Consider the following 21,560-nt stretch of genomic DNA (forward strand, 5'->3'; position numbering starts at 1 on the left):
GCATGGTGATTTTTGATGAATTTACTGCTATTACTTATTCCGGTAGTATAGGTACTAAAGGAATGGTCGATATAGTTCAAATAGACAGGGGTGATGTTACAATTCAAGGTACCGTGAAAACAGGCTCGATTTCATTTACTACTGCTCAGTCTGAAACTTTAAGCCTTAATAATACAAGTATAATAAATGAATCGATTACGACCACAGGTAATAAAATCCATACTCTTGCAATATCAAATGATTTAACAACTGGAGCTAGTGGTAGTGGTTCGGTAGGTTCAGACTCAAATCACCTTAAAACCGTTCAGTTCAACGGTGTAGACAGTAAAATCACAATCGATAGCGAAGATTTTTACTCGAGTATAACAACCAAGACTAATAATCAAGGTACGGCAATATTTAACGCTAATAATGGTTTGACCGATGATTTAGGCGGTGAGAATTTAAACCTTAAACTAGTTCAGTAGTAATAAAGACACGGTAAAAGGGGATACCTATGCTAAAAACTATTGATGCCGGTAAATCAGCGGTATTTACCGGTTATAACAGTAGAAGTTTAGACATTTCGTCAGCCACGGTCGGCGGTGTTAAAGTGCCAAGAGCAACAACAAAATTTCATTACAAAACAAAAATCGTTTCAGAGAACTTCAAAGGGAGTAGCAGCAACTCTTCAGCGGAATACATTAATGCTGCACTTGTACAAGCACCGATTAATGGAGGTAGTCATAAATTCGATGATGATGTATGGTTACAAAAAGCGGTAACAGGCACTAATACTATTACTTTTGTACCGAAGAAAACCGCTTTTATTATTGCATCGGATTTAGGAGCAAATACTATAAGTTGCCGATCATGCAACAATGATGTTTACCTGTGATAATACTAGTGTAAATGTCGGGGGCAATATCTCAGGAAGTAATATAACTTTCGATCTTGGTAATAATAAAGTTACTTATACAGGCTCTGCTACTCCTACCGGTGAGCTTATTATAAATGTCTTCTATGATACTATAAATACAGGGCAAACAGGCAACGCTAATAGCGGTAATATAGTACTCGCAAGCGGTAGTACCTTTGATTTATCAAATGTTTCTTCAATTAAAGTATTTTTAACTGCACAAAATAATCCGTTTGCTATTGGGCAAGGTAGTGCTTATCCTATCATCACCACGGCAGGAGGTAATATCATAGTTGGTCATGCTGTAAGCTTACCGTTTAATGTAACCGCTAATGAAGGTGGTTTTGTCAGATCGCAAATTACAGGTAATTCCTTTGTACTTTTGATGATAGAACCAACAGGAGATGTAACAATAGATAATATCATCAAAATTTTAATAAATACTCCTGTTGGTAATGTTATAGTAAATACCCTTGTAGGGCAAAGATGAGAAGTCGTTGAACATCTATTACCTATAATTCAAAGACCTTCAAATGAAATACATAGAATAACTACTCCGCTTATTACCCCAATGGGGGGTCCTTCCGTCGGTTCGAGTGTTGGAGGTTTTAGCCCTCTACAGCCGCCACCAACTAGCGGTAGTGTAGTTAACAATATATATGTTCCGCCTACCACTCCGGGCGGCTACAACGTAACACCTAGCAATCCGGCAGGATATAATACTCCGACTACTCCCGGTTACAGGTACAGGCGGATTTGGTCCTAACGGACCTGGTACAGGAGGTAATATTGGTACAGGCGGCGGTAGCCCATCAGTTGGTACCGGTGGTTTTAGTCCTAACGGTCCTGCTAATGTCGGAGGCAATCCTTACGGTCCGAATGCTTCGGTCGTAACGATTCCAACCTCAAACGTAGGCGCTAACCAGTTATCAACTGGAGGAGGCGGTAGCTTTGGAGGTACTACGGGTTATAACAGTCCGTCAACAGGTGGCTCAAGCTACAATAGTCCAGTTTTCGGTTCGGATGTATACAGTCCATCAATGGCTTCGAGTGGTTAGAGTGGTGCCGGTGGCTCAAGTTATAATAGTCCTGCTGCAACCGGTATTGCTCCTGCTAATAGAGGTAACTCTTCAGCACAAGGGAGCAGTTCTAGTTTGGGAGGTACAACTAAAGGCGGTGTAACCAACAGCGGAAGTAGTCCATACGGTAATAGCTATAATCCTAAAGCAACAGGTATTTCTCCCGCTAATAATAGTAACGGCATGGGAAGTAGTTCCGGTAGCGATATGTCTGCTATAGGTAGTAGCCGAGATAATTCTGCAGGTACAAGTAGCGGTGGAAGCTTAGGTAGCGGAATAAGTCGTGCTAAAGCGAATGACGGCTTTAATGGTAATCAGAAAGTAAGGGAGAGAATTAAGGCTCTTGAAGATGAAAATAACAATGCTACGAATCCTACAGCAGAAGATGCTACATCACGTAAGAGAGGTGTAGCTGTCGGAGGCGGTGATTGTGAACTTGATGAAAGTAAAGCTAATAATTCCATTTACGGGGCATGGGCTAGCCTATATTACGGTAAGGCAGTACAAAAAGCCTTTAACGGACTTTATAAAGCTAAATCTACCGGTGGCTTAATCGGGATTGATACCGTTATAAACGATAATATAGTTCTGGGTGCTGCTTATTAGAGTCGATACGAAGTTACGTAAAATGCTAAAGCCGGCAATACTACTAAGGTCGGAACTAATATGGGCTCTATATACGGTTTATATAGCTTTATAAATAACCTATTTATAGAAGGCGTAACCACCTATGCACGAAGTAATATTGAAACTAATGAACTACGTAATATTATAGGCGGTTATGAAACAGCACACGGTAAATATAATTCAACTTCTTATAGTGGTCAAGTAGTTGGGGGTTATAATTATCTATGGAAAGAAACTTCATTTGCACCGATGGCAGGAATCAGGCTTACTAAGATTAAAGATTCCGGTTATCAGGAATACGGTACTTCTTTCCAAAACCTAACTATTCAGAAACGTCAATATAACAAGGTTGAAGGTATACTCGGCGGTGAAATTAAGACAACCTACTATAAGGATGAATTCATAATTAGACCGCAAATTCATGCCTTTATTAATTACGATTTCAAAGGTAAAACACCGGCAATCGTTGCAGATCTTAACGGTCTTAATGAGCCTCTACCGGTACTGGCACCTAAACCTACTAAAATGCTATATGATTTAGGGGCAGGTGCAGTAATTAAGAAGGGTAGAATGGAGCACGGAGTGCATTACAGTCTGAACTTAGCTAAAAAATACCATGCCCAGTTCGGTACGCTAAGATTTAAAGTAAACTTCTAAAAACCCGCATCAATTAAGAATAAGGATTTTAAAATCCTTATTCTTAATTGCACACCGAATAGCGGATTACTATATAATCAGCTGTTTGTATAAAATTAAATAATAAGTTGAATTTATACAAGGATTATCATATTAATATATGTAATTATTTTTCGGAAACTGCGATAGTTTTTATGGTAATTGCATGTAGTTTTTTATTTAATATTTCAGACAGGACGTTTTTTACTAATTTATGTTGATTAATTAAAGAAAGTCCATTAAATTGAACATCTGATATTTCTAAGGCATAATGGTCTTGATCTCCTACTAAATCAGTAATTTTCATTGTACTGTTCGGAAATGATTCTTTAAGTATTTTTTCTAACTCTTCTACAGATATTGCCATTATTTTATCAATATTAATTAAAGTTTTTTTGCTTAAAGTAAAGCTTTATATGAATTTTTATTATAGAATTTTAAACATTCATTGATAAAATCGACTCTTATGCATATAATAATATTATTATATCATTCTATTAATTATTATGAAAAAAGAAACTGAAGAATTAAAATTATTTATCTTAGAATGTTTAAGTGAGAAAAAAGCAGAAGATATTGAGGTAATTGATTTAACAGGAAAACATAAATTAGCCGATTATATTATATTTGCTAGCGGTCGTTCGACTAAAAATGTTGGAGCAATTGCTGAATATGTAGCTTTAGAATTAAAAAATAATGCTGGTATAAATAGTAATATTGAGGGGCTTGGTAAATCAGAATGGGTACTAATAGATGCAGGTACTATTTTAATTAATATTTTTTATCCTGAAGTACGGGAGCATTTTAAGTTAGAAGAAATTTGGAAAAGATGAACGCTCATATTCTTATTAACGTTATAATTTTACTCGGTACTGCGGTTTTTATCGTGGCTATACTTAAGCGTCTTAGATTAAGTCCGGTACTTGGTTACTTAATTGCCGGAGCTGCAATAGGTGATCACGGTTTAAAAATCGTAACATATGACCAAACTAAGTTACTAGGTGAACTTGGTGTAGTATTTCTATTATTTGCGATAGGACTTGAGTTATCCTTCGAGCGATTAAAAGCTATGAGACGATATGTATTTGGTCTCGGTAGTTTGCAAGTTTTAACAACCGCTATAGTAATTGCCGGTGCAATGGTGCTTATAGACGGCAATAGTAGTGCGGCTATTATTACCGGCGGTGGTCTGGCCCTTTCATCTACAGCACTTGTTATGCAGGTTATTGAGGAAAATCGTAGTCAATCAACGCAAATAGGAAGAGTTTCTTTAGCTATTCTGTTACTACAAGATTTGGCCGTAGTGCCATTGCTTGTGATAGTTCCGTTACTTGCCGGTAACAATAAAGCCTCGCTTGCAGCGGCTCTTGGTATTGCACTCTTAAAAGCCGTAATGGCCTTACTTACAATATTTATTGTCGGTCGTGTTTTTCTTCGTCCTGTATTTTCATTCATTTCATCAGAAAGTAATAATGCAAGCGAGTTACCTATTTCGATGACTTTGTTAATAGTACTTTCTGCTGCTTGGGCTACCGAAACATTTGGTTTATCTTTAGCTCTAGGGGCATTTGTTGCCGGAGTATTAGTTGCAGAAACTGAATTTAGATTGCAGGCAGAGGAAAGTATTTATCCGTTCAAAAGTTTATTTTTAGGATTGTTTTTCATGACCGTGGGTATGAATATCGATGCCCTAGAAATGTATGAAAAAATATCTCATATTCTTACTTTATCTATTGCTTTAATAAGTATAAAAACCTTAATCATAACGGCTTGTTGTATTTTATTCGGTTTTAATAAAGGAGTTGCTTTTTATTCAGGCTTATTATTATCACAAGGTGGAGAGTTTGGTTTTATATTATTCAGTTTAGGTAAAGATAGTGGAGTATTAGAAGAAAGTACTGCCGATATATTATTATTCGTAGTTACTTTTACTATGGCACTTACTCCATTACTCGCAGCTTTAGGGCAAAAGATTGCTGAGAAAGTTGATAAAGGACTTGGTAAAACTCCGACTCAAATGATTGAGCTTGGGGCAAGAGATTTAACAAACCATATTATTATTGCCGGACTCGGTAATACCGGTAAAATGGTAGCAAGAGTTTTGGAAGCGGAAGGTATAAGTTACGTAATACTTGATTTAGATGATGATAGAGTAAAAGCAGAGCTATCAAACGGTTTGCCGGTTTTTAAAGGTGATGTATCGCAAGCCGATACTCTAAAGGCATTAGGTACGGAAAGAGCATTCGCTATAATACTTACTATGAATAATCAAGTAACTATCAAGAAATCGCTTAAAACAATTAGTGGTAATTATCAGGATATACCGGTTGTCGTTAAGTTAAAAAATTTAAAAAATGCTAGAGAGTTTTATGATTTAGGTGCCACAACTATTATTCCAGAAAGTTATGAGATTGGATTACAAATAGGTGGAACAGTCCTAAAAAATATAGGTATTAGTGAGCAGGAAATTAATAGAATAAAAGTACAATTTAGGCTTGGTAATTATATAATAGCAAAAAAAGAGGATGCTTTATCTGAAGTGGAAGATAATGATTAAAATTCTTATTACTTTAATTATTGTAATATTATCAACAACAATTAATGCCGATAATAAAAAATTGCCTATTCCGAGATTTGTTTCAATAAAATCTAATGAAGTAAATGCAAGGAGCGGACCAACTACTAAATCTGCTGTAGAATGGGTTTTTGTTAAAAAAGGCGAACCGGTAGAAATAACTGCAGAGTACAAGCAATGGCGACAAGTACGTGACATTAACGGCGAAGGCGGTTGGATACATTCAAGCGTTTTATCAGGTAAAAGATCAGTAGTTATTACTTCTGATAAGGAAATAGAACTTACCAAATCCGCAGACCATAAAAGCCGAGTTATAGCAAAATTAATGCCAAAAGTTCGTTGTAGTTTAAAAAAATGTAAAGAACAATTCTGCCAAATTACATGTAAGGATTACACAGGTTGGATTTCCAAGAAAGTAATTTGGGGAGTGTATGATGATAATGATAGGTATTAATAGGCTTCTTGCATAACCTCCTTCTAAAGGTAAATTTGTACGTCAATCCGGTACTCGCATCCTCACGTACTTTTATGTACGCTGCAGTGCTGTGTTCCGTGTTTCCTTCAAGTTCCTCTTTATAAGATGGGTGATGCAAGAAGCCTATTACCGATAATAAATTGTAAAAGTAATTTACTGCCTGAAGTTAATTTGCTATGTATAAAAACTTACCAAAGATATAATTATTTATCCAAAGATATTTAGACGGTACAAATGATGTCGCGTTTAAAAAACTATTTAGCGATAAAGTAAAATTAATAAATTTATTGAACTCTCTTCTTAGGTTATCGCAAGGAGATAGAATCATAGATTTAAGCTATATAACTACTGAACAGTTACCTGTATTTCTTGAAGGGCAAAGAAGTTTGTTCGATATAAAAGTTAAAGATGAAACCGGTAGATGGTATATAATCGAGATGCAGCGTAAAATGGAGAAAGATTATCTTAATAGAACGCAGCTTTACGGTTGTTATACCTACATTAGTCAAATTAAGAAGGGTATGAAACATAAGGATTTATTGCCGGTAGTAATAATTTCTATCATAGGAGCAAAAGCTTTGCCTGATGAATTGCCGTATATTAGCTATCATCATATAAAAGAAAGCAATATACATAAATAATATTTGTTTTCATTAACTTATGTATTTATTGAACTAGGGAAGTTTAAAAAAATGATCTTAAAGATGATACCGATGAATGGTTACATTTATTAAAATATGCTTCGCAAGAACAAGAACCGCCAAAGGAGATTAAAAATGAAATTGTGTTATCGGCATATGCAAGTTTAGAGCAATATAAATGGACAGAACAAGAGCATGATGATTATTTTAGAGCTGAAATGGCTATATAACAAGAAATAGACAAGTTTGAAGAAAAGTTTAATGTCGGGATGGAGAAGGGCATAGAAAAAGAGAAAATTGAAACTGCAAAAGAAATGTTAATAGAGAATGAACCTATAGAGAAAATAGCATGATATACTAAGCTTACAATAGAAGAAATAAAAAAGCTAAAAGCAGAAAAATATAAAGTATAGATATTTAAATGAAAACCACCTTACCCGAACGTTCTCTTAAAATTAGAGCAAGGCTTAATTTTATAGTGCAGCAGATTTTAGATATTGCACAGGAAAAATCGCTATGATTATCTTGTACGGCTCTTTTGCTAGAGGCGATTGGGTACATGATCTACCTTACGGCTATCATAGCGATGATATTTTGATAATTCTGAAAAAAGGTAAATATAAAGGATACACTGCTTTAAGATTAAAAGATAATATAAATATATAAGATTAGAAAACACAGGAATAATAAACCCTAAGCAAATTATTCCGTATGATTCAAGAATATCGATAATTCTAGAGTCAATAGAGGAAATAAGTAGGCAGTTAGAAAAAGGACGTTATTTTTATACCGATATAAAAAAAGAAGGGAATTTATACTTAGCGAGGCTAAAGATTTATCTTGGAGCGATTGGTAGAGGCTACTTATTTAAGCGATTTGTAGTATGCTTTTTATCAGCCTTTGCCCTTCATCAAGCTACGGAAAGTCTTTATAGTACTATTTTATTAGTTTCTTCAAACTACAAACCTAAATTACATAATTTACAAGAACTAGGTAGCATGGCAGGAAATTATGACAATGAATTATGGAGTGTATTTCTTCAATTAACTGAAGAACAAAAAAAGTGTTTTGAGTTTCTTGAAAAAGCTTATGTTGATGCAAGATATGATAAAAACTATAAAATTACTAAAGAACAGCTGCTTTGTCTTATTGAAAGAATAGAAAAATTAAAAGAAATCACCGCAAGAATCTCACAGCAAGAATTAATCCGTAAGGATTGAGTGTCATTCCTAACTCAGCATTACCTGCGTGGATACCGAGTCGTCATTGCGAGCGACTGCAAGGAGCGTAGCAATCTAGCAAAAATAATAAAAATCTAAATATTAGCATTTTTAACTGGATTGCTTCGTCAAAACTTGCAGTTTTTCCTCGCAATGACAGAGCTTTTAAAGATATCTATAGTTATTGAGCAATGCCCATCAAGGTTTTAGTTTAAAGATTGATATAAATATAGTATAATATAAAACTTTAGTATATTCGATGAACTGCAAAAATTGGCTGAGTCGTTCTACAAGAGATTCGGTTCTCGCGTATTACGTTATACGCAGCTCATCTTGCCTTGTGAACTCCTCGCTCTTTTTGAATTTGATCTTCGTATACTAGGCTTTTAGTTTAAAGATATATATATATAATTATGAGTAAGAAGCTTTATATTAAGACCTACGGATGTCAGATGAATGTTTATGATTCCGTTAAGATGCAGGATTTGCTTTATCCCTTTGGCTATGAACCTACTGAAAATATTAAAGAAGCAGATGTTATTATTCTAAATACTTGTCATATCAGAGAGAAAGCAGCTGAGAAAACTTACTCTGAACTCGGTCGTATTAAGAAACTACAAGATACCAGAACAAAACAAGGTTTAAGTTCTGTAATAATAGTTGTAGCCGGTTGTGTTGCACAGGCGGAAGGGGAGGAGATTTTTACAAGAACTCCTTATGTTGATATTGTTGTCGGTCCGCAATCTTATTATAACCTACCGGAATTAATCTCAAAAGTCGTTAGACACGAAAAGCACTTAATCGATCTTGATTTTGTTGAAGAAGCAAAATTTGATCAGCTACCTGAGCAATTATATCCGCAAGGAACAAGTGCCTTTATATCGGTACAGGAAGGGTGCGATAAATTTTGTACTTTCTGCGTAGTACCTTATACTAGAGGTGCTGAATTTTCAAGAAATGTAGAGCAGGTTTACAGAGAAGCACTAAAAGTAGTTAGTAGCGGTGCTAAAGAAATTATGTTACTTGGACAAAATGTCAATGCATATCACGGTAAAGGTCCTGCAGATAAAATATTTAGTCTAGCCGATTTACTCAAACATCTAGCACAAATTCCCAATTTAGAGAGATTACGTTATACCACCTCACACCCGATAGATATGAATAATGATCTAATAAAGCTGTACGGCACCGAACCTAAATTAATGCCGTTTCTACATCTACCGGTGCAGTCAGGTTCAAATAAAATATTAAAAGCCATGAACCGCAAACATGATCGGGAATATTATTTTGATATAATTAATCGCTTAAGAGAAGCAAGGCCTGATATAGTTTTATCCTCTGATTTTATTGTCGGGTTTCCCGGTGAAACAGATGAAGATTTTGAGGATACATTAGATTTGGTCCGTAGAGTAAAATACGGTCAGTGTTATTCGTTTAAATATAGCCCACGTCCCGGCACACCTGGTGCAACTAGAACCGACCAAATACCTGAACATATAAAATCAGAGAGATTAACTATATTACAACAAGAACTCATGGCTCAGCAACTAGCTTTTAATACAAGTTGTGTTGGTAGTACTATGAAAGTTCTATTTGATCGCAATGGTAAATTCGACGACCAGATAATAGGTAAAACTCCATACATGCAGTCCGTATATATCCAAAACCCTAATAAATCTTTACTTGGTAAAATCATTGATGTAAAAATTACTAAGGCTTCACTTAATAGTTTAACAGGCGAAATATTATAAGTCATGTATAAATCTCTTCTTTTTTGTTTAAAAATTTTTGTCTTCCTTATTTTAGTAGGTTGCGGGATTACTGCTTATATAATATACCACTATTCATGTGATTTGCCTGATTACTCACAGCTTGCACGTTATTATCCGCCGTCGGTAACGCGTATTTATTCCCGTGACGGCAAATTAATGGAGGAGTACGCTTTTGAACGTCGTGTATTTGTACCGATTAATAGCGTACCGAGTTCGCTAATAGAAAGTTTTATTGCAGCTGAGGATAAGAATTTTTATAACCATCCCGGCGTTGATTTATTTGGAATAGTTAGAGCGGCATTTTTAAACATATCTAATTATTTACATCATAGGCGTATGGAAGGAGCGTCTACCATTACTCAGCAAGTGGTTAAAAATTTTCTGCTAACTAACGAAGTTTCTCTTGAACGTAAGATTAAAGAAGCGATTCTTTCTTATATGATTTCAAGAGTATTTACTAAGGATCAAATTTTAGAATTATATCTTAATCAAACATTTTTTGGTCGTGGTGCATACGGTGTTGCGGTAGCTGCACAAAATTATTTTAATAAATCCGTAGAGGAACTTACTATTGCAGAATCAGCTTTTATTGCGGCACTGCCTAAAGCCCCTTCCGAACTTAATCCTGAGAGAAATTATGCTAGAGTAAAAGCTCGTCGTGATTACGTAATAGCACGTATGTTTGAAGATGGTTATATAACAAGAGACGCTGCGAAAGAAGCTATGGATAGCCCGATAGTTTTACGTAAACGAGCTAAGGAAGAAACTGTTACGGCAGGTTATTATGCTGCACAGGTCAGAGAAGAAGTAATTAGGATGTTAAATAGTAAGGAAGAATTTTATACCGGAGGTCTTACTATCATTACTTCTTTAGATGCACAGATGCAGCAATTAGCTGAAAACTCTCTAAGAAAAGGTCTAAGGGAGTTTGATAGAAGGCGTGGTTTTAGAAAGCCTATAGCTAATATTTCTCTTGATAATTGGCAAGGAGAGCTAAAAAAACTACCGACTCCTCCATCACTTTTAGAGTATAAATTAGCTGTAGTTCTAGATGTAGCCGATAATCATGTAGAGATTGGACTTATAGACGGCAGCAAATCTAAGATGCCTATTGCTGAAATGAAATGGGCAAGAAGTAATTTTAAATCAGTTAAGGCCTTGCTTAAAAAAGGTGATGTGATAGTGGTTGAGGCTATAAAAGAGGGGTATGCTCTTTGTCAGATTCCTGAAGTAAACGGTGCTATTATGGTTATGAACCCAAATACCGGACAGGTACTTGCAAGCGTCGGTGGTTATGATTTTTCCACAAGTAAATTTGATAGAGTAACTCAAGCACTGCGTCAACCCGGTTCTTTGAGTAAAACCTTTGTTTATTTAGCAGCTCTTGAAAACGGTGTTAAGCCGAATCAGATTTTTAATGATGGACCTATTGAGATTTCGCAAGGTCCAGGGATGCCTAGTTGGCGTCCTAAAAATTATGAGGGTAAGTTTTTAGGTGAAATCACTATGCGTACTGGTCTTGAAAAATCTCGTAATCTTATAACCGTAAGAGTTGCAACTGCCGTAGGACTTACAAAAATCGTTGATATAATTAAGCGTTTCGGTATTAATAATGAACCAAAAAAAGTTTACTCTATGGTACTTGGTTCCATTGAAACCACACTTAGCAGAATGACTAATGCTTATGCAATTATTGCTAACGGCGGTAAAAAAGTTGAGCCTCATTTTGTAGAATTAATTAAAGATCGTAACGGTAAAATTATTTATAGGCGAGATGATAGAGAATGTCTTACTTGTAATGTTTCGGATAGTAATTTAGATACCGCAATATTAGAAATACCGAAAGAATATATCTATAGAGTTACGGATGAAGCTAGTGATTATCAAATTACTTCGTTTTTAACCGGAGCAATAGATAGAGGTACCGGTTATGCTGCGAAGAAGTTAGGGAAAATTATCGGCGGAAAAACCGGTACTAGTAACGATAGTAAAGATACATGGTTTGTAGGTTTTACACCCAAAATAGTAGTCGGCAGTTATGTGGGTTATGATACACCGAAAGAGCTTGGAAAAAGAGCAACAGGCTCAAACGTAGTATTACCAATTTTTATTGATTTTATGAGTAATGCTTATAAGGATAAGCCATCGCTGCCTTTCAAAGTTCCAGATTCAATTAAGCTAATCGCCGTAGATAGCGCAACTGGTAAAATTACACCAAGCGGTACTGTTATAGAAGCATTTAAAGTAAATAATGTTCAGATGCTTGAGAATGAAGATATGATTGATAATCAAGATAATAATGATATTTTTGATTATGTACCGAGTAAGGAAGATCAATCGCAGGAAATTTACTAAACTGTATAATTAGTTTAAGCCGATGTCATTCCCTGTTCTCTATGTCATGCAACAAAACCACCTATTTTTATTTGAACCTATGAAAAAAATTATTTTATATCTCACTGCCCTAATATCACTTACTATAACTTTTATAATTCAAGCGGATTGTTTTTTAGCTAATGAAAATTATAAAACAAGAAGGTAATTGTGAGTCTCGTTATGCTCCATGCTCAACATTTAAAATTGCTATAAGTTTAATGGGTTATGATGATGGGTTTTTAATTGATGAAACTCATCCCAAATTACCTGTTAAAGAAGGATATGCTGACTATCTTGAAGTTTGGAAACAATCCCAAACACCTAAAGATTGGATGAAGAATAGCTGTGTTTGGTATTCTCAGATTATTACTAAAGAAGTAGGTATGGAAAAATTTCGTGATTATGTAACATAATGTGATTATGGTAATCGTGATATTTCAGGAGGAGATAAAGGAAGGAATAACGGTTTAACTAATGCATGGCTTTCTAGTTCTTTAGAAATTTCACCGTAAGAACAATTAGCTTTTCTTCAGAAACTGGCAGAGAATAAATTGCCTGTAAGTGTTCAAGCCCAAGAAATGACTAAAAATATTTTGTTTATTGAAGATTTTGTAGATTGTTGGAAGCGTTACGGTAAAACAGGCAGTGGTAATAAACTTAGCCAAGATAGAACTGTAAAGTTAAAGGATCGTAAAATCGGATGGTTTATAGGTTGGCTACAAAAAAATGACAGAACAGTTTTCTTTGTACATTTCATTGAAAATAATAAAAATTATGATTCTTATGCAGGGCAACGTTCTAAAGAAGCAGCGAAAGAAAAGATAAAAGAATTGATAAATCAAGAATTGAAATAAATCTCAATTTTTATTTTCGAGGAACAACCAACAGTGAATTTGCTATTGGTTGTTGATTAAAAAGCAATACTCTAGGTTATCTATACTAAAGTACCTTCTTCTTCATAGGAGATTCCGGTCATATCTACCACAGCATGATCATTATCAAGTAGAGTGTTATTTTCAGTAGTAACATCTTCATTAATTTCAGCAGCAAGTTTTTCAGCTTCAATTTCATCAATATATTGTTTTAATTTAGCGTTTGTTGCGTTTTTATTTCTAACATACCAAGTTACCCCTACACCTATTATAACAGCTATGGAGGCAACTACAGCTGTGCCAATGCTTATATGTTGAGCAACCAAGGAATTATCGTTATCACTCTCATCAAACATATTTTCTTGAGAGTTGTAAGTTGTATTGAAAGCAGTATTAGTAAGGTTTGCTACGGTGTTATTAATTAAATTTATTCCCGTTTCAGTCTAACTTTCGGTGTTATCGGAAAAGATTGATTCAGAAATTTCGGCAGTAGAGCTTGTTATTGTGTTATTAATCGGATTAGCTGCTATTTCAGATAAGTCTTTTGTTATGAGTTCTAATAAGTTTTCTATTGTGTTAGTACCTTGAGTAGTGCTAGATATCGGGTTAGATATTAAATCCTTTATTTCTGAAGAAATTCCATTCAAATTATTTCCTTTAAGTACCTCAAATATTTTGCATCCTTTACTATAACCTATAGTAATAGGGTTATTAGTTGTTGCAGTGTATTAAGTATATACTCAATAGTAGGGTTTTAAATTTTAGTATAATTTTGTGGATCAAAATAATAACGAAAATTTTCTTGACATATTTTCATCAATGCTTCCTCATACATAAAAGTATTATCACCTTGTTTTTTTTAATATATAATCGCGTATATCGTCTCCATTATCATTAACTGCAGTAATAATAGCCTCGTCTATAGTTAGTTAACGCTTTCTTTATTTTGAAAAACCCTCTAAATCTTAGGTTCATGATATCGTTATTTAATAATTCAATTCTTTTGCTATACTCCATCGCTGCCATATTGTTTTTAGGACAATTTGATACAATTAAATTTTTTGTAGTAGGATCTATATAATAATTTTCTCCGTTATATCCTGTTTGAAGCATATTATATTCTTGATCTCCAATTGTTGCTCTTGCTGTTGTAGTAATTCTTGCCATAGTGGTTAAAAATGAAGTTAATTGATGTATCATTTTGCTATTCCTTTGGATTTTTAAAATTGAAGGGCATAATCAGCAGTACTTATTTGATAGTCAAGAAATTATTAACAATAATTAATAATTAATATATAATCATTGCAATTAGGTGAAATTATATAAATTTCAATATCACTTGAAGTATCTAAAGAAATGTTATAAAGTCAAAAAGTTCATAGAAATTTAAGGGTATTATGCAAGTAGTAAAAGCTTTAGAACAAATTTTAGCAGATAGCTATGCTTTTATATTTTAAAACACAAAATTATCATTAGAATGTAGAAGGAGCAGAGTTTAGAAGTCTACATTTATTATTTGAGGGGCAGTATGAAGATTTAGCTGAAAGTTTAGATGAGCTTGCTGAAAGAATAAGAAGTTTAAATGCTAAAGTTCCCGCATTATCAGATTTCATAAAACTTGCATCTATAGATGAGGCAAATCTAAACGCAACGGCAAATGAAATGCTGAAAAGTCTAACAAAAGATCAAGATATTATTAGAGATACATTATATAAGGGACTCAAAGTAGCACAAGCAGAGGGTGATGAGGGTACAGCCGATATGATTATTGGACGAATTAAGGTGCATGAAAAGAATAGATGGATGCTGAAGAGTAGTATACTCTAGTGTCATTTCCATTGTCGTCATTGCAAGCGACTGAAAGGAGTATAGCAATCTCAGGAGATAGTGTATGATTCCTGAGATTGCTGCATCGATGCTGTGCATTTCCTCGCAATGACGTTAATGTGCATAACAAACTAACAAAATAAAAATAAAATGGAACAATATGATGTAGCCGTTATAGGCGGTGGTCCAGGTGGATATGTTGCAGCAATTAGAGCAGCACAATTAAAGAAAAAAGTTGTATTAATAGAAAAAGAGCATTTGGGTGGGGTATGTCTTAATTGGGGGTGTATACCGACTAAATCCCTGCTTAAATCTGCTGAGGTTTTTGAATATATAAAACATGCTAAAGATTATGGAATTGATGCTAAAGGTGCTGAAATCAACATTAAGAAAATAGTCGAACGCTCAAGAGAGATTTCAAATAAGCTTGCAGGCGGTGTTAAGTTACTACTGAAAAAAAACAAAGTGACTGTGATAGACGGAGTAGCAAGTCTTGCAGGAAATAAGGTAATAAATATAAATGATAAACCTACAGTAAAAGCAGGAAATATTATTATAGCTACCGGCGCAAGATCTAGGGTTTTAAAAGGCTTTAAGCCTGACGGTAAACAAATTTGGACTTCTAAAGAAGCTATGATACCGCAGCATGTGCCGAAATCTATGATTATTGTCGGCTCAGGTGCAATCGGTATAGAATTCGCTTCGTTTTATAATAGTATTGGTGTGGATGTTACCGTAATTGAGGCACATAATAGAATATTGCCTGCTGAAGATATGGAAATTAGCGGAATCGCTCATAAGAACTTTGAGAAGAAAGGTATAAAAATTATTACAAATGCTAAGTTAATTAAGCAAACAAAATCAAAAGATAAGATAGAAGTTGAGTTAGAGTTAGCAGATAAAACACACAAATTACAAGCTGAAATTTTACTTATGGCAGTAGGTATTACCGCTAATACGGAAAATTTAGGTCTTGAGAAAACAAAAATTAAAGTAGAAAACGGCTATATAACTACTAACGGGTTAATGCAAACTGCGGCATCAGGAATTTATGCTATAGGCGATGTAGCAGGAGTGCCGTGTTTAGCTCATAAAGCAAGCCATGAAGGTATTATTGCAGCGGAAAGCATAGCGGGCTTAAAACCGCATACTATTAATAAACATAATATTCCTGGTTGCACTTATTCTTTGCCGCAAATAGCAAGCGTTGGTTTGACTGAAGAAGCAGCAACAACCTTAGGTTATGCACTTAAAATAGGCAGATTTCCTTTTATAGCTAACGGTAAGGCTTTAGTAAGCGGTGATAGCGATGGCTTAATTAAAACTATATTTGATGCTAAGACGGGTGAGTTGCTTGGAGCTCATATGATAGGTCCGGAAGTTACGGAATTAATACAAGGATATGTGATTTCAAAAAATTTAGAAGGAACGGAGTTGGATTTAATTAATACTATCTTCCCGCATCCGACTTTATCGGAAATGATGCATGAATCAGTATTCTCTGCTTATGATAGGGCAATACATATATAATACTCGATGAACTTCAAAAATTGGCTATGTCGTCTTATAAGAGCTGTGGTGCTCACGTATTAAGTATATGCTCCGCTCCTTGCCTTATAGACTCCTTGCTCTTGTTGAAGTTGATCTTCGTATATACGTTTCATTTTACTTCGGAGATATAGATTAAGAAAATGAACAAAGGTAATTTAATCAAGAATTATGCAGTAGCATTATTAAATAACGCTATGGTTGATAATATACAAGATAAGATCTTTGAAGAAATTACTTCTATAAACCGTATAATTACCGATAATTTTGATATTAGAGAGTTCCTATTTTCTCCTATAGTAAATAAGAACGACAAAATGAATGCAGTCAATTCATTAGCAAAAAATATCAAAATTAGCACAATAGTACAAAATTTTTTATTGTTATTGGTAAAAAATTCTCGTATTGCTATTTTATCTAATATAGTAGATGCTTATAATACTTTACTATATGAAAGTAAAAACATAAAGATAGTTCAGGTTATTTCTGCAAATAAATTACAACCTAAAGAGCAGGAGTGGATTAAATCTCGTATAGAAAAAGAATTAAATCAAAAAACAGAAATATTATTTGATATAGATAATACTATTATTGGCGGTATTGTGATTAAATATGATAGTATGTTGCAAGATTACTCAATAAAAGGTAGTTTAGAGAAAATAAAGAAAGCTTTAAAGACAGTTAATATTGCTGTATAGATATTTATATAGTCATTGCGAGGAAATTATGAAGTAATTGACAAAGCAATCTCAGGATATTTTATAAGATTGCCACGAGGCCTACGGCTGCTCGCAATGACGACTCGGTATCCACACAGGCAATGCTCGTTCGCAATGACAAGAAAATTAGGAGACATAAACCACATGAAACTAAAGCCTATTGAAGTAGCTGAAATATTACAAAAGGAAATAGCTAATATTAATTGCTTAAGTGAACTTGAGGAAGTAGGGCAGGTAATAACCGTCGGTGACGGTATAGCCCAAATTTACGGTCTTGCTAATGTAAAATCCGGTGAAGTAGTAGAATTTAAATCCGGTGTTAAGGGTCTTGTTTTAAACTTGGAAAACGATAGTATCGGTGCTGTAATTATGGGAGATGATAACCAAGTACAGCAAGGTGATAATGTCAAAAGAACTAAAGCAGTTTTAGAAGTACCGGTAGGAAAAGCTTTGCTTGGTCGTGTTGTTGATGCTCTAGGTAATCCTATTGACGGCAAAGGCGATATTGCAAGTAAAGAGTACAGACATATCGAGATGAAGGCTCCGGGGATAATAGAAAGAACGAGCGTGAGTGAACCCGTACAAACCGGAATAAAGGCTATAGATTCGTTAATCCCAATAGGTAGAGGACAAAGAGAGTTAATAATCGGTGATAGGCAAACTGGAAAAACGGCTATAGCCGTTGATACTATTATTAATCAAAAACAAGCTCATTCACTTACTAATGAAAGTGATAAAATTTATTGTATTTATGTAGCTATTGGGCAGAAAAGATCAAGTGTTGCACAAATAGTAAAAAAACTAGAAGATGCCGGAGCCATAGACTATACACTTATTGTTTCGGCTACTGCTTCGGAAGCTGCAGCTCTTCAATTCATTGCCCCTTATTCTGCCTGTAGTATGGGCGAATATTTTCGTGATAACGGTATGCACGTACTTATTATTTATGATGATTTAAGTAAGCATGCCGTTGCATATAGACAAATCTCATTATTACTTAGAAGACCTCCCGGGCGAGAAGCCTATCCCGGCGACGTGTTCTACCTGCATTCAAGGTTGCTTGAGCGTGCTGCTAAAATGTCAGAGGAAAAAGGCAGCGGTTCACTTACTGCTCTTCCTATAATCGAAACGCAGGCAGGTGACGTATCCGCATATATCCCAACAAATGTTATTTCGATTACCGACGGTCAAATTTTCTTAGAAAGTGAGCTATTTTATAAAGGCGTAAGACCTGCCGTTAATGTCGGTATTTCGGTAAGTCGTGTTGGTTCTGCAGCACAAATAAAGGCTATGAAGCAGGTAGCAGGTTCGGTAAAGCTAGAGCTTGCTCAATTTAGAGAGCTTGAGTCTTTCTCGCAATTTGGATCAGATTTAGACCCTGCCACTAAAGCACAAATCGATCACGGTAAAAGATTAGTTGAGATATTAAAACAAGCTCAATATCATCCTTTTCCGGTAGAAGAACAAATAGTAAGTATTTATGTCGGAACTAAGAAATATTTAAATGATGTCCCGCTTCAGAAAGTAAAAGAATTTGAAGATAAAATGCTTACGGAGATAAGGTTAAATAAAAAAGATATTTTGGAATCAATAAAAAACGAGCAACGTATAACCGAAGAAACCGAGCAGAAACTGAAAGCATTTTTAGAAAATTTCGTTAAGGAATTTGTTAAATAAGATGATGTTGTTTTTGTGTGGATACTAAATCGTCATTGCGAGTGACTGAAAGGAGCGTGGCAATCTCAGGAGATTTGACGAGATTGCAACAAAGCTTCGTTCCTCGCAATGACATAAAAATACTAAATAAATATGTCAAATTTAAAGCAGTTAAGAACTAGAATTAAAAGCGTTAAATCTACACAAAAGATTACTAAAGCAATGCAACTAGTATCAGCTTCTAAAATGGCAAAAATAAAGAGTCAAATAACCAATTCAAATTTTTATATTGAGGCTGTTAGTAAAATGATGTCTGCTATATTATCAATTGATATATATGAGTTATCTATAGAAGAGCAGAAATTTTTTAATACCGTGCCGAATAAAGCAAATTTATTGATAGTTATGACATCACAGCGTGGTTTATGCGGAACGTTTAATTACAGTATAATTAAGCAAGTTAAGAATGATATTAAAGAGTTAGAAAATAAAGGCGAACAAATAAAACTTATCATTATTGGAAAAAAAGGTTACGAAGCACTAAAAAGGCAATATGTAAATTATATTGATAGTTATTTTGAGTTACCCAAAATTCATGATGAAAATCTGATGCTACAAGTAAAACAAAAAATTATGTCGGTAGTAGAAAATCTAGAAGTTAGTAATTGTGTTATATATTTTAATAAATTTAAGAACGCAATGACTCAAATTATGACTAGACAACAGATTTTACCAGTAGCAAAATATCAGGATGATTCTATGATAGATAATCCTATAGTTAATTTAGTCGGATTCGGATACAAGGAACGAGGAGTGAAGCCTATAAATAATAGGAGAGCGACGAGTGACATAGTAGGCGAGTCTAAATCAATTGACTATAATTATGAATATGAGGGAGCAAGTCTCATTTCTAATCTAATTAATTTATATGTGAATTCCCAAATAAATTATGCTTTACTACAAAGTAGAGCAAGTGAGGAGGGAGCTAGAATGACCGCTATGGAAAATGCAACAAATAATGCTAATGATTTAATAAGCAAGTTAGTTTTAAAGCTAAATAGATCAAGACAGGCTATTATTACTACGGAATTAATAGAGATTATAGCCGGTTCAGAAGCGGTTTAGATATACTCGTTTAATTTGTATTATATTTTTTAACAAAAGAAAAAATCATGACAAAAAATATTGGAAAAATTACTCAGATTATTTCAGCGGTGGTGGATGTAAAATTTACGAATAACGGTGAGGTACCGGAAATTTTAAATGCTCTAGAGTGCTATAACGATAAACAAAGGATAGTCCTGGAAGTAGCACAACATATAGGTGATGATACAGTGCGTTGTATTGCTATGGATTCTATGGAAGGGTTAGTGCGGGGCATAGAAGTAATAGATACAGGCAGTCCTATTCGTATTCCTGTAGGTACTGAGACGCTTGGGCGTATTATGAATGTTGTAGGTGAGCCGATTGATGGTAAAGGAGACATTAAAAGCTCAAATATTTCTTCTATATATAAGCCTGCTCCTGATTTTACCAATCAGTCAACCGAGCGTAATATATTAGTAACTGGTATTAAAGTTATTGATTTACTTGCTCCTTATACTAAAGGCGGTAAAATAGGACTATTCGGTGGTGCAGGAGTCGGTAAAACCGTGCTTATAATGGAGCTTATTAATAACGTAGCTAAAGCACACGGCGGTTATACGGTATTTGCAGGAGTTGGTGAGAGAACTAGAGAAGGTAATGATCTTTACCATGAAATGATTGACTCGGGTGTTATTAACCTTGCAGAGCCTGAAAAGTCAAAAGTAGCTTTAGTTTATGGACAAATGAACGAGCCGCCGGGAGCAAGGGCAAGAGTTGCGTTAAGCGGTCTGACCATTGCAGAGAGTTTTAGAGATATGAATGAAGGGCAGGATGTTTTGTTTTTTGTAGATAATATTTTCCGTTTTACTCAAGCAGGTTCTGAAGTATCGGCGTTACTCGGTAGGATTCCGTCAGCGGTAGGGTATCAGCCTACTCTTGCAACCGATATGGGTGAGCTACAAGAGCGTATCACCTCTACTAAGTACGGCTCAATAACTTCCGTGCAGGCTATATATGTACCGGCGGATGATTTGACTGATCCTGCTCCTGCTACTTCTTTTGCACATTTAGATGCTACAACGGTACTTAGCCGTCAGATAGCTGAGTTTGGGATTTATCCGGCGGTTGATCCGTTAGATAGTAATTCGCAGGTACTTGATCCGATGATTGTCGGTGAAGAACATTATAGTGTAGCAAGACAAGTGCAGCAGGTTTTACAAACTTATAAATCGTTGCAGGATATTATCACTATTTTAGGTATGGATGAGCTATCCGAAGAAGATAAACTAACCGTGGCACGTGCTAGAAAAATACAGCGTTTTTTATCGCAGCCTTTCCATGTTGCTGAAGTATTTACCGGAGCTGCAGGCAAATTTGTTAATCTAGCCGATACTATCGCAGGCTTTAAAGGACTTGTAGAGGGTAAATACGATGATTTACCGGAAGCTGCTTTTTATATGGTCGGAACTATAGACGAGGCTATAGAGAAAGCGCAGACGTTGAAGTGACGTTGA

The 21,560-nt window shown here is 34.9% G+C and carries 22 protein-coding genes and 4 pseudogenes; 20 read left to right on the forward strand and 6 right to left on the reverse strand.

The window, feature by feature from the left end:
• Positions 1–2: 2 nt before the first annotated feature.
• Genes ABVF33_RS00095 through ABVF33_RS00105 form a run of 3 tightly spaced genes read left to right on the forward strand, consistent with a single transcriptional unit; the run spans position 3 to position 1,388 of the window.
• Complete coding sequence (locus ABVF33_RS00095; protein ID WP_499705789.1) at positions 3–467, forward strand: hypothetical protein; 465 nt, start codon at positions 3–5, stop codon at positions 465–467.
• A 29-nt stretch (positions 468–496) separates the two neighbouring features.
• On the forward strand, positions 497–877 hold the full coding sequence (locus tag ABVF33_RS00100) for a hypothetical protein (protein ID WP_499705790.1): 381 nt from the start codon (positions 497–499) through the stop codon (positions 875–877).
• Complete coding sequence (locus tag ABVF33_RS00105) at positions 864–1,388, forward strand: hypothetical protein (protein WP_499706114.1); 525 nt, start codon at positions 864–866, stop codon at positions 1,386–1,388. The genes ABVF33_RS00100 and ABVF33_RS00105 overlap by 14 nt, the downstream gene beginning before the upstream one ends.
• A gap of 29 nt (positions 1,389–1,417) precedes the next feature.
• Here the strand turns inward: ABVF33_RS00105 and ABVF33_RS00110 are convergent, their stop codons facing one another.
• Both ABVF33_RS00110 and ABVF33_RS00115 read right to left on the reverse strand, forming a co-directional pair.
• On the reverse strand, positions 1,418–1,573 hold the full coding sequence (locus tag ABVF33_RS00110; RefSeq protein ID WP_499705791.1) for a hypothetical protein: 156 nt from the start codon (positions 1,571–1,573) through the stop codon (positions 1,418–1,420).
• 9 nt (positions 1,574–1,582) lie between these two features.
• Positions 1,583–1,763: pseudogene (locus ABVF33_RS00115) on the reverse strand (hypothetical protein).
• Between the two features lie 289 nt (positions 1,764–2,052).
• Here ABVF33_RS00115 and ABVF33_RS00120 point away from each other — a divergent pair.
• Positions 2,053–2,583 carry a hypothetical protein gene (locus ABVF33_RS00120; RefSeq protein ID WP_499705792.1) on the forward strand — a complete coding sequence of 177 codons (531 nt, stop codon included), beginning with the start codon at positions 2,053–2,055 and terminating at the stop codon, positions 2,581–2,583.
• 39 nt (positions 2,584–2,622) lie between these two features.
• A pseudogene (locus tag ABVF33_RS00125) lies at positions 2,623–3,261 on the forward strand (autotransporter outer membrane beta-barrel domain-containing protein); the annotation flags it as partial.
• Between the two features lie 145 nt (positions 3,262–3,406).
• Here the strand turns inward: ABVF33_RS00125 and ABVF33_RS00130 are convergent.
• On the reverse strand, positions 3,407–3,646 hold the full coding sequence (locus ABVF33_RS00130; RefSeq protein WP_012720060.1) for a BolA/IbaG family iron-sulfur metabolism protein: 240 nt from the start codon (positions 3,644–3,646) through the stop codon (positions 3,407–3,409).
• A gap of 139 nt (positions 3,647–3,785) precedes the next feature.
• Here ABVF33_RS00130 and rsfS point away from each other — a divergent pair, with 139 nt between their 5' ends.
• The 9 genes and pseudogenes from rsfS to ABVF33_RS00175 all read left to right on the forward strand — a co-directional run bounded on the left by rsfS (position 3,786) and on the right by ABVF33_RS00175 (position 13,192).
• The gene (gene rsfS / locus ABVF33_RS00135; protein ID WP_004997291.1) at positions 3,786–4,112 is read left to right on the forward strand and encodes a ribosome silencing factor; all 327 of its coding nucleotides are present in this window, start codon (positions 3,786–3,788) and stop codon (positions 4,110–4,112) included.
• Positions 4,109–5,836, forward strand: a complete 1,728-nt coding sequence (locus tag ABVF33_RS00140; protein WP_499705793.1) for a monovalent cation:proton antiporter-2 (CPA2) family protein — start codon at positions 4,109–4,111, stop codon at positions 5,834–5,836. Before rsfS ends, ABVF33_RS00140 begins: the two co-directional genes overlap by 4 nt.
• The gene (locus tag ABVF33_RS00145) at positions 5,829–6,308 is read left to right on the forward strand and encodes an SH3 domain-containing protein (protein WP_004997294.1); all 480 of its coding nucleotides are present in this window, start codon (positions 5,829–5,831) and stop codon (positions 6,306–6,308) included. The genes ABVF33_RS00140 and ABVF33_RS00145 overlap by 8 nt, the downstream gene beginning before the upstream one ends.
• A gap of 308 nt (positions 6,309–6,616) precedes the next feature.
• Entirely contained in the window at positions 6,617–6,970 is a 354-nt protein-coding gene (locus ABVF33_RS00150) for a PD-(D/E)XK nuclease family transposase (RefSeq protein WP_499705794.1), read from the forward strand.
• Between the two features lie 421 nt (positions 6,971–7,391).
• A pseudogene (locus tag ABVF33_RS00155) lies at positions 7,392–8,190 on the forward strand (HEPN domain-containing protein).
• A 413-nt stretch (positions 8,191–8,603) separates the two neighbouring features.
• On the forward strand, positions 8,604–9,941 hold the full coding sequence (gene miaB / locus ABVF33_RS00160; protein WP_499705795.1) for a tRNA (N6-isopentenyl adenosine(37)-C2)-methylthiotransferase MiaB: 1,338 nt from the start codon (positions 8,604–8,606) through the stop codon (positions 9,939–9,941).
• Between the two features lie 3 nt (positions 9,942–9,944).
• On the forward strand, positions 9,945–12,317 hold the full coding sequence (locus ABVF33_RS00165; protein WP_499705796.1) for a penicillin-binding protein 1A: 2,373 nt from the start codon (positions 9,945–9,947) through the stop codon (positions 12,315–12,317).
• A 161-nt stretch (positions 12,318–12,478) separates the two neighbouring features.
• Positions 12,479–12,751 carry a penicillin-binding transpeptidase domain-containing protein gene (locus ABVF33_RS00170; RefSeq protein ID WP_499705797.1) on the forward strand — a complete coding sequence of 91 codons (273 nt, stop codon included), beginning with the start codon at positions 12,479–12,481 and terminating at the stop codon, positions 12,749–12,751.
• A gap of 165 nt (positions 12,752–12,916) precedes the next feature.
• Positions 12,917–13,192, forward strand: coding sequence for a penicillin-binding transpeptidase domain-containing protein (locus ABVF33_RS00175; protein ID WP_499705798.1), 276 nt, complete (start codon positions 12,917–12,919; stop codon positions 13,190–13,192).
• A gap of 80 nt (positions 13,193–13,272) precedes the next feature.
• Here the strand turns inward: ABVF33_RS00175 and ABVF33_RS00180 are convergent, their stop codons facing one another.
• The 3 genes from ABVF33_RS00180 to ABVF33_RS00190 form a co-directional block, all read right to left on the reverse strand.
• Entirely contained in the window at positions 13,273–13,566 is a 294-nt protein-coding gene (locus tag ABVF33_RS00180) for a hypothetical protein (RefSeq protein ID WP_499705799.1), read from the reverse strand.
• A gap of 87 nt (positions 13,567–13,653) precedes the next feature.
• Positions 13,654–13,857, reverse strand: coding sequence for a hypothetical protein (locus ABVF33_RS00185; protein WP_016728372.1), 204 nt, complete (start codon positions 13,855–13,857; stop codon positions 13,654–13,656).
• 247 nt (positions 13,858–14,104) lie between these two features.
• Positions 14,105–14,410: a hypothetical protein gene (locus ABVF33_RS00190; protein ID WP_499705800.1), complete on the reverse strand. Its 306-nt coding sequence runs from the start codon at positions 14,408–14,410 to the stop codon at positions 14,105–14,107.
• 197 nt (positions 14,411–14,607) lie between these two features.
• Here ABVF33_RS00190 and ABVF33_RS00195 point away from each other — a divergent pair.
• From ABVF33_RS00195 to atpD, 6 genes and pseudogenes are all read left to right on the forward strand, one after another.
• Positions 14,608–15,037 (forward strand): annotated as a pseudogene (locus tag ABVF33_RS00195) (Dps family protein).
• A 150-nt stretch (positions 15,038–15,187) separates the two neighbouring features.
• Entirely contained in the window at positions 15,188–16,567 is a 1,380-nt protein-coding gene (gene lpdA, locus ABVF33_RS00200; protein ID WP_499705801.1) for a dihydrolipoyl dehydrogenase, read from the forward strand.
• Between the two features lie 161 nt (positions 16,568–16,728).
• Positions 16,729–17,283 (forward strand): ATP synthase F1 subunit delta, encoded by a 555-nt coding sequence (gene atpH / locus ABVF33_RS00205; protein ID WP_499705802.1) that lies wholly within the window; start codon positions 16,729–16,731, stop codon positions 17,281–17,283.
• Positions 17,284–17,448: 165 nt separating this feature from the next.
• Positions 17,449–18,981 carry a F0F1 ATP synthase subunit alpha gene (gene atpA, locus ABVF33_RS00210; protein WP_499705803.1) on the forward strand — a complete coding sequence of 511 codons (1,533 nt, stop codon included), beginning with the start codon at positions 17,449–17,451 and terminating at the stop codon, positions 18,979–18,981.
• Positions 18,982–19,113: 132 nt separating this feature from the next.
• Positions 19,114–20,085, forward strand: a complete 972-nt coding sequence (atpG, locus tag ABVF33_RS00215) for an ATP synthase F1 subunit gamma (RefSeq protein WP_499705804.1) — start codon at positions 19,114–19,116, stop codon at positions 20,083–20,085.
• Between the two features lie 47 nt (positions 20,086–20,132).
• Entirely contained in the window at positions 20,133–21,554 is a 1,422-nt protein-coding gene (atpD, locus tag ABVF33_RS00220; RefSeq protein ID WP_499705805.1) for a F0F1 ATP synthase subunit beta, read from the forward strand.
• Positions 21,555–21,560 lie beyond the last annotated feature (6 nt).

Origin of the sequence: Candidatus Rickettsia barbarica, from assembly GCF_041477405.1 — a bacterium.
Taxonomy (GTDB): Bacteria; Pseudomonadota; Alphaproteobacteria; order Rickettsiales; family Rickettsiaceae; genus Rickettsia; species Rickettsia rickettsii.

What these genes read in the sequence shown, in the direction of transcription:
- ABVF33_RS00095 (WP_499705789.1), top strand. Translation starts at nt 3, where the DNA reads ATGGTGATTTTTGATGAATTTACTGCTATTACTTATTCCGGTAGTATA.
- ABVF33_RS00100 (WP_499705790.1), top strand. Translation starts at nt 497, where the DNA reads ATGCTAAAAACTATTGATGCCGGTAAATCAGCGGTATTTACCGGTTAT.
- ABVF33_RS00105 (WP_499706114.1), top strand. Translation starts at nt 864, where the DNA reads ATGTTTACCTGTGATAATACTAGTGTAAATGTCGGGGGCAATATCTCA.
- ABVF33_RS00130 (WP_012720060.1), bottom strand. Translation starts at nt 3,646, where the DNA reads ATGGCAATATCTGTAGAAGAGTTAGAAAAAATACTTAAAGAATCATTT.
- rsfS (WP_004997291.1), top strand. Translation starts at nt 3,786, where the DNA reads ATGAAAAAAGAAACTGAAGAATTAAAATTATTTATCTTAGAATGTTTA.
- ABVF33_RS00140 (WP_499705793.1), top strand. Translation starts at nt 4,109, where the DNA reads ATGAACGCTCATATTCTTATTAACGTTATAATTTTACTCGGTACTGCG.
- ABVF33_RS00145 (WP_004997294.1), top strand. Translation starts at nt 5,829, where the DNA reads ATGATTAAAATTCTTATTACTTTAATTATTGTAATATTATCAACAACA.
- miaB (WP_499705795.1), top strand. Translation starts at nt 8,604, where the DNA reads ATGAGTAAGAAGCTTTATATTAAGACCTACGGATGTCAGATGAATGTT.
- ABVF33_RS00165 (WP_499705796.1), top strand. Translation starts at nt 9,945, where the DNA reads ATGTATAAATCTCTTCTTTTTTGTTTAAAAATTTTTGTCTTCCTTATT.
- ABVF33_RS00170 (WP_499705797.1), top strand. Translation starts at nt 12,479, where the DNA reads ATGAAAATTATAAAACAAGAAGGTAATTGTGAGTCTCGTTATGCTCCA.
- ABVF33_RS00175 (WP_499705798.1), top strand. Translation starts at nt 12,917, where the DNA reads ATGACTAAAAATATTTTGTTTATTGAAGATTTTGTAGATTGTTGGAAG.
- ABVF33_RS00180 (WP_499705799.1), bottom strand. Translation starts at nt 13,566, where the DNA reads ATGTTTGATGAGAGTGATAACGATAATTCCTTGGTTGCTCAACATATA.
- ABVF33_RS00190 (WP_499705800.1), bottom strand. Translation starts at nt 14,410, where the DNA reads ATGATACATCAATTAACTTCATTTTTAACCACTATGGCAAGAATTACT.
- lpdA (WP_499705801.1), top strand. Translation starts at nt 15,188, where the DNA reads ATGGAACAATATGATGTAGCCGTTATAGGCGGTGGTCCAGGTGGATAT.
- atpH (WP_499705802.1), top strand. Translation starts at nt 16,729, where the DNA reads ATGAACAAAGGTAATTTAATCAAGAATTATGCAGTAGCATTATTAAAT.
- atpA (WP_499705803.1), top strand. Translation starts at nt 17,449, where the DNA reads ATGAAACTAAAGCCTATTGAAGTAGCTGAAATATTACAAAAGGAAATA.
- atpG (WP_499705804.1), top strand. Translation starts at nt 19,114, where the DNA reads ATGTCAAATTTAAAGCAGTTAAGAACTAGAATTAAAAGCGTTAAATCT.
- atpD (WP_499705805.1), top strand. Translation starts at nt 20,133, where the DNA reads ATGACAAAAAATATTGGAAAAATTACTCAGATTATTTCAGCGGTGGTG.